Origin of the sequence: Mycobacterium sp. (assembly GCF_032162605.1) — a bacterium.
Classification (GTDB): domain Bacteria; phylum Actinomycetota; class Actinomycetes; order Mycobacteriales; family Mycobacteriaceae; genus Mycobacterium.
The window spans coordinates 1-6,181 of the sequence record NZ_JAVROT010000020.1 but is presented as its reverse complement, the minus strand read 5'-3'; the positions used below and the strand labels follow the sequence as shown (position 1 = coordinate 6,181).

The window sequence follows — 6,181 nt, the reverse complement described above, 5'->3', positions numbered from 1 at the left end:
AACGCTTCGTAGTGGCGTGCGGGGCAGTCAATACCGCCGCGCTGCTCCTTCGTTCCCAGTCGTCGGCGCATCCACGGGGTCTGGCCAACTCGTCGGATCAGGTCGGTCGGAACTACATGGCGCACGTGACGACGTTCTTCCTCGCCATCGATCCGCGGCACCAGAACGACGCCGTCTACCAGAAGACGATCGGCATCAACGACTGGTACACCGCCGGACCCACCAATCGGTACCCGCTGGGCAATGTTCAGGGCCTCGGGAAGCTGCGCGGCCCGCAGGCGAAGTTGGGGACTCCGCGCTTACCGCTCGCGCTACTCGACGAGGCGACGAAGTTCACCCTCGATCTATTCATCCAGAGCGAGGATCTTCCCCTGCCCGACAACCGCGTCACTGTCGACGCTCGGGGACGGATAGTGCTCAACCGACGCGCCACCAACGCGAGCACTCATCACGAACTCGTCAAACGGATGAAGTCAGTAGTCCGCAAGGCGGGCTTCCCGGTGGTGTTGACCCGCAGCCTCAGCGTGGAGGCGACCTCCCACCAGTGCGGGACCGCGCGCATGGGACACGACCCGTCCACCAGTGTGGTCGACGCCGATCTGCGTGCCCACGACCTCGACAACCTCTGGATCGTCGACAGCTCGCCGTTCCCGTCGTCGGCCGCTGTCAACCCCGCTCTGACCGTCGCGGCGTTGGCCCTGCGACTCGCCGACTCCGGCGCCCTGGCGGCGTGATCCCGTAGCCCGCACGCCCACGTGCTTGGACCAACACCGTTCTGCCCATCAACGCTGACGAAAGGCCCGTGCCATGACCACATCGACGTCGACAGCCGCGACCCTGGCGCCACTGTTCGATCCGATCACACTCGGCAAGGTCGAAATCCGCAATCGGATAGTCATGACCGGGCACGGCACCGGCATGGCCAAGGACTATCTGCCCACCGACCAACACGTGGCGTACTACCGTGAGCGTGCGATGGGCGGCGTCGGCCTGATCGGTATGGCGTTCCCGCAGATTCATCCCACCTCTCAGGACGTCCCCGGTGAGCCGCGGGCCTGGTTGCCCGAGATCGTTCCTGGGCTGAAGAGGATCACGAGTGCGGTGCACAAACATGGTGCTCGGATCGTCATGCAACTGGGACACGGTGGCAGACAAGGTCGTTCGACGTTCACCGAACGCGCGCTATGGGGTCCTTCGAACACGCCATGTCCGTTCAACCTCGAGATGCCGAAGCAAATGGAAGTCGAGGACATCGACGAGATCGTCGAGGCACACGCCATTGGGGCTCGTCACGCCAAACAAGGTGGCATGGACGGCGTCGAAATCCACTCGGGTTATGGCGGTTATCTCCTGGCCTCCTTTCTCTCACCATTCTCCAATCACCGTGCCGATGAGTACGGCGGCTCGCTCGAGAATCGGATGCGCATAGTCCTGCGGGTCATCGATGCCGTTCGCGCGGAGGCCGGATCCGACTTCCTGGTGGGAATGAACCTGCAGGGGCACGACTTCAGTCCCGGTGGGCTCCAGACGACCGATGCCCAGCAGATTGCCCAAATCATCGCGGGGACGGGCAAGATCGACTACATCTGCGTCAAGGCGGCGACCTACAACGAAGCCCACCAGAACGTGCCCGACATGCAGCACCCCAAGCGCATCTGGGAAGACCTCGCCGCGGCAGTCAAATCGGTGGTCAACATCCCCGTGATCGCCGTCGGCCGCATCAACGATCCTTTCGATGCCGCGGACATCCTCCACCTCGGCCACGCAGACATGGTGGCGATGACGCGCCAACAGATCGCCGATCCCGAGACCGTCAACAAGATGCGCGAAGACCGCATCCACGAGATCCGACGGTGCATCGGATGCAACCAGGGGTGCATCGATCGGCTGTTTGCAGTTACGCACTCCTCTTGCGTGCACAACCCCGCCGCAGGCTACGAGCAGGAGCTCGGCGCGGGCACGTTGGAGACGGCGACTATTCGACGGCGCGTAGTGGTGGTCGGCGCGGGGCCAGCAGGGATGAAGGCCGCGGAGATCGCGGCCCGACAGGGCCACGAAGTGACCCTGATCGAACGGCGCGAACGTACCGGCGGTCAACTGCGCATTGCCGACAAGATCAAGGGTCGCAACGAAATCGGGGGAGTGATCGACCACCTCGACGTCATGATGACGACGTACGGCGTGGATTTGCGGCTGGGGTGGGCGCCGAGCGCTGAGGAGATCTTGGCGCTCGAGCCGGATCACATCATCGTTGCCACTGGCTCGGCTCCCGGACCCGACATCGTCGGAAATCTCGCGCAGGGGATCCGCTTCACTCCCGGGTTGGACCAAGACCACGTGCTTTCGGTCTGGGACGTCCTCGAAGAGGGCAAGTCCGTGGGCTCGCACGTGGTGATCGTCGACGACGGCGAAGGCGGGTGGAAGAGCATCGGCCTGGCCCTGGAGCTCCAGGAGGCGGGACACCGCGTCGAGATGGTGACGCCGCTGCCGTACGTCGGGGCCAAGCTCGGGCCGTTCAGCGCCAACCTGGCGGTCTCGCGGGTACACGCCTCGGGGATGACCACCCGGCCGTTCACCACCGTCACCGCGGTCAACGGATCCACCGTCGAGATCATCGCGGCCGGGCGCCCCGACACCATCGCCGATGTCGACACCGTCGTTCGCGCGGGCTGGCACCGCCCGGTCAACGAACTGTACTTCGCACTCAAGGGTCGCGGTGTTCCCGTGGAACGCGTGGGCGACGCGATTGCCAGCCGCACCATCATGGAGGCCGTCCACGAAGGAGAGCGGGCGGCCCGCAGAATCGGTGTCACGGCGGACGACAACCCGTTCGTATCCTTGTCCGGCGTGCTGGCGTCGATGCCGGCCGTCGCACAACGGGGATGAATTGAGCGAAATTCACTGCTCTGCGCGCCGTCGTGCGACGGCGCGCCGTGACGACGGTGTCGCGTGGCCGGCCGTCCACGCCGTCTTCAGGACATCGCCCGTGACGTATCGTCGCGCGAGTCATCTTGAGGCGAATCAACGGAAGCCAGGACCATGACCCGGTCGTCGCTCCAAGTACGCGCGATGGTGCGGGCCCGCATAGCCGTGTTCGGGCTCTTCGCGTCGTTCGGCATCGTGCTGTCCACGTGGGCAGTACATTTGCCGACGCTGAAACAGGCCGTCGGGATGTCCAACGCCACGACGGGGACGGTGCTGCTGGTCCTCGGTATCGGGTCGCTGGTCGGCATGCAGATCAGCGGGGCCGTGGTCGATCGCATCGGGAGCGAACGCGTGGCTACGATCGGCGGTGCTGCCCTGGCGGCATCGATCATGCTGCCGCTGAACGCAACGACGCTCGTGCAAGCCGTCGCCGGGGCGTTCGCGTTGGGGGTCGCGGCGGGGTGCTCCGACGTCGGAATGAATGCGGCCGCCGTCAGCGTGGAGCGTGACCATGGCCGGCCGATCATGGGCTCCTTCCATGGCGTGTTCTCCATCGGAACTGTCGTCGGATCCTTGCTCGGGGCGGCCGGTTTCGCCCTGCGGCTCGGGAGCTTGACGATGACGGCCGCAATCACGGCGATCTGTCTGATACTCATTGGATCTGCCTTCGTGCTCCTGCGACACCGTCAGGCCGGCGCTGGTCACGAACAGGAAGTGCCACCACCTGTACCGAATGAGGCCGGGGGCCGCCGCGTCCGCGTCGTGCTCTTGGGGACGCTGGCTTTCCTCCTGCTGCTGTCGGAGGGATCGGCGATGGATTGGAGCAGCCTGCACGCTCAGCAGCATCTGGGGGCATCGTCCTCGATGGCGGCGCTCGCGGCGGGATCGTTCATGGTCGCCATGACGGTGTCTCGCTTCCTTGCCGACCGCGTTGCCGCCGTGACGGGTCCGGTCTGGATGCTAAGGGGCGGCGCCGTGCTCGCAATGGGCGGCATCCTCACGGTCATCGTGGCCCCCGCTCTGCCGGTAGCACTGGTCGGTTGGGCCATATTCGGGACCGGGGTGGCAGGCGGGTTACCTCAAGTCTTCACCGCGGCCGGGAATCTCGGCGGCACCGCGTCGGGGCGTACGCTTTCACGAGTCGTTGGAATGGGCTACGTGGCGATCATGGGTGGACCCGCATTGATTGGCTGGATTGTGGAACTGGTGTCGTGGACAGGAGCGTTCCTGGTGCCGTTTTGCGCCATGCTGGTGTGCAGTCTCGCCGCACCGGTCGTGGCGCGCAGCGCCGAACGCTAGCCATCCCGTCCGGCATTGCCCGACAGGGGTGCCTAGTTCGTCATCGCATCGAAGACGAACTAGTGATCCTCTTCTCCGGCGAGCCCGGACACTCCGACGGCACCGATGGGCGAGACCCGTACTCGCGGCGGAACCGCGTCGCCGGTCTGGATCATTGCCGTTCCTTTGGTGATTCACCGAACTAACACCTCGAGGTTGACGTCCGCCACATCAATGCGGGATACGCAGACTGCGCACCACAACGACCTGCCCATGCCCGAATTGAGTGCGTTGCAGCGAGGCGGCGGAACCCGCCAAGTGGAGTTCGCCTAGGGGGAGGCGGGAGCAGGCCCCGTCGTCGAGCGAACGATCAACTCGGTGGGCTTGACTGATCGTCGCCGCGTTCGGCCCGCGATCAGGTCGAGCAGGATGGTGGCCGCGGTCCGGCCCTTGTCGCAGAGAGGTTGGCGAATCGTCGTGAGATCCATCAGTTCGGCGATCGGCGCATCGTCGAAGCCGATCACCGACACCTGGCCCGGTACCGAGATGCCCTTGGCCTTGAGAACTTTCAGCGCTGCAACGGCGTGGACGTCCGAGGTGGTCAAGATGGCGGACGGCGCGACATCGGCGATCAGGCTGCCGACCGCGGCCATGCCACTAGCGGCATCGATGTCGGCCGCCTCGATCAGCGTCACCTCCACGTCCGGGTCGCCGGCGCGCGCGATCGCGTCCCGGTAGCCGGCGAGCCGATCGCGTAGATACATCTCCGTGACGTCGTCGACGGTGGTCAGTGGTCGTGCGTACGGGATGAAAGCCTCGCCGAGGCGATCGGAGACCACACCGATTCTCTTGTGGCCCTGGCTCAGAACATGGTTCATCTGCGTGGCGCCGGCGCTGCGGTGATCGATGGTGACGTACGGCAACCCGGGCAGGCGTGGCGAGTCGATGGCTACCGCCGGTATGCCACGAGCAAGTAGTGCGCTCACGATGGGGTGATCGCTGGGGACGCAGTGCATCACTACTCCGTCGACGAGACCCCTAAGTGCGCTTGGCATTACGGGATGGCGCTGATGCGATGCTTGCATTGACCGCTGAACGGGCAGCAGCGTCAGCGCGACGTCGGCGAGTTCGCCGACCTCGACGATGCCCTTCAGAAGCAACGCCGTGGATGGATCCTCGACGGCCGCAGCAAGTGAACCCGGCACCAGGACGCCGACGGTGCCGATCTTGCCGAGGCGAAGGGTGCTTGCGGCGATGTTGGGTCCGGTGTAGCCCAGCCGGGCGGCCGCGGCGAAGATCGCTTCGCGCTGAGCCTCGGATACGCGTCCCGACCCGCTGTAGGTGTAGGAGACCGACGCCTGGGAGACGCCTGCGGCCTTGGCGACGTCCCTCATCGTGACGATGTCGGTGTCCTTTCATCGGTGCCCACTCCACGTGCGCGTGACGAAGAGTAGCCCTCGCCGCGGTTCGAGGACCGCAGGCGGGGGCTACTCGGTGACGCGTGGTGCTCGGGTCAAGACTTGACGATGAAGCCGGCGTCGATCACCAAGGGGGTGGCGGTTATGTAGCGGCCCGGATCGGTCACCAGGTAGAGGATTGCATTGCTGACATCCTGGGGTTGGATCCACGGCACTGGCAGGATGTGCGTCCCGGAGAAGGTATCGATGACGTCGTCGCGTGTGGGCTTGTCGAGGTCGGGTCGAAACAGGCCGTAGACGAAGTCGTTGTTGATCATGTGTGTATCCACGCAGGTCGGGTTCACCGAGTTCACCCTGATGTTGTACTGACCGAGTTCACGGGCCAGCGAGGTCATCAGCCCGGTCACGCCGTGCTTGGAAGCGGCGTAGGACGAGATGTTCTCCGCGCCCTTCAGTGCCTCCGTCGAGCCGGTGAAGACGATCGAGCCGCCCTCGTTCTGGGCGATCATCGTCGGTATCGCGACCTGGACGGTATGGAACACGCCGTTGAGGTTGATGTC

General features: G+C 65.0%; 5 protein-coding genes. 3 read left to right on the top strand and 2 right to left on the bottom strand.

Annotation, left to right across the window (positions count from 1 at the left end):
• From QOI01_RS00795 to QOI01_RS00785, 3 genes are all read left to right on the top strand, one after another.
• A partial coding sequence (locus QOI01_RS00795; protein ID WP_526377676.1) for a GMC oxidoreductase occupies positions 1–734 on the top strand: 734 nt, incomplete at its 5' end.
• A 73-nt stretch (positions 735–807) separates the two neighbouring features.
• Complete coding sequence (locus tag QOI01_RS00790; protein WP_526377674.1) at positions 808–2,886, top strand: oxidoreductase; 2,079 nt, start codon at positions 808–810, stop codon at positions 2,884–2,886.
• Positions 2,887–3,039: 153 nt separating this feature from the next.
• Positions 3,040–4,224 (top strand): MFS transporter, encoded by a 1,185-nt coding sequence (locus QOI01_RS00785; RefSeq protein ID WP_526377672.1) that lies wholly within the window; start codon positions 3,040–3,042, stop codon positions 4,222–4,224.
• Positions 4,225–4,532: 308 nt separating this feature from the next.
• On the opposite strand, the gene QOI01_RS00780 is transcribed toward QOI01_RS00785, so the two are convergent.
• Positions 4,533–5,597 (bottom strand): LacI family DNA-binding transcriptional regulator, encoded by a 1,065-nt coding sequence (locus QOI01_RS00780; RefSeq protein WP_526377670.1) that lies wholly within the window; start codon positions 5,595–5,597, stop codon positions 4,533–4,535.
• 119 nt (positions 5,598–5,716) lie between these two features.
• The coding region (locus tag QOI01_RS00775) for an SDR family oxidoreductase (RefSeq protein WP_526377668.1) at positions 5,717–6,181 on the bottom strand (465 nt) is incomplete at its 5' end.

What these genes read in the sequence shown, in the direction of transcription:
- QOI01_RS00790 (WP_526377674.1), top strand. Translation starts at nt 808, where the DNA reads ATGACCACATCGACGTCGACAGCCGCGACCCTGGCGCCACTGTTCGAT.
- QOI01_RS00785 (WP_526377672.1), top strand. Translation starts at nt 3,040, where the DNA reads ATGACCCGGTCGTCGCTCCAAGTACGCGCGATGGTGCGGGCCCGCATA.
- QOI01_RS00780 (WP_526377670.1), bottom strand. Translation starts at nt 5,597, where the DNA reads ATGAGGGACGTCGCCAAGGCCGCAGGCGTCTCCCAGGCGTCGGTCTCC.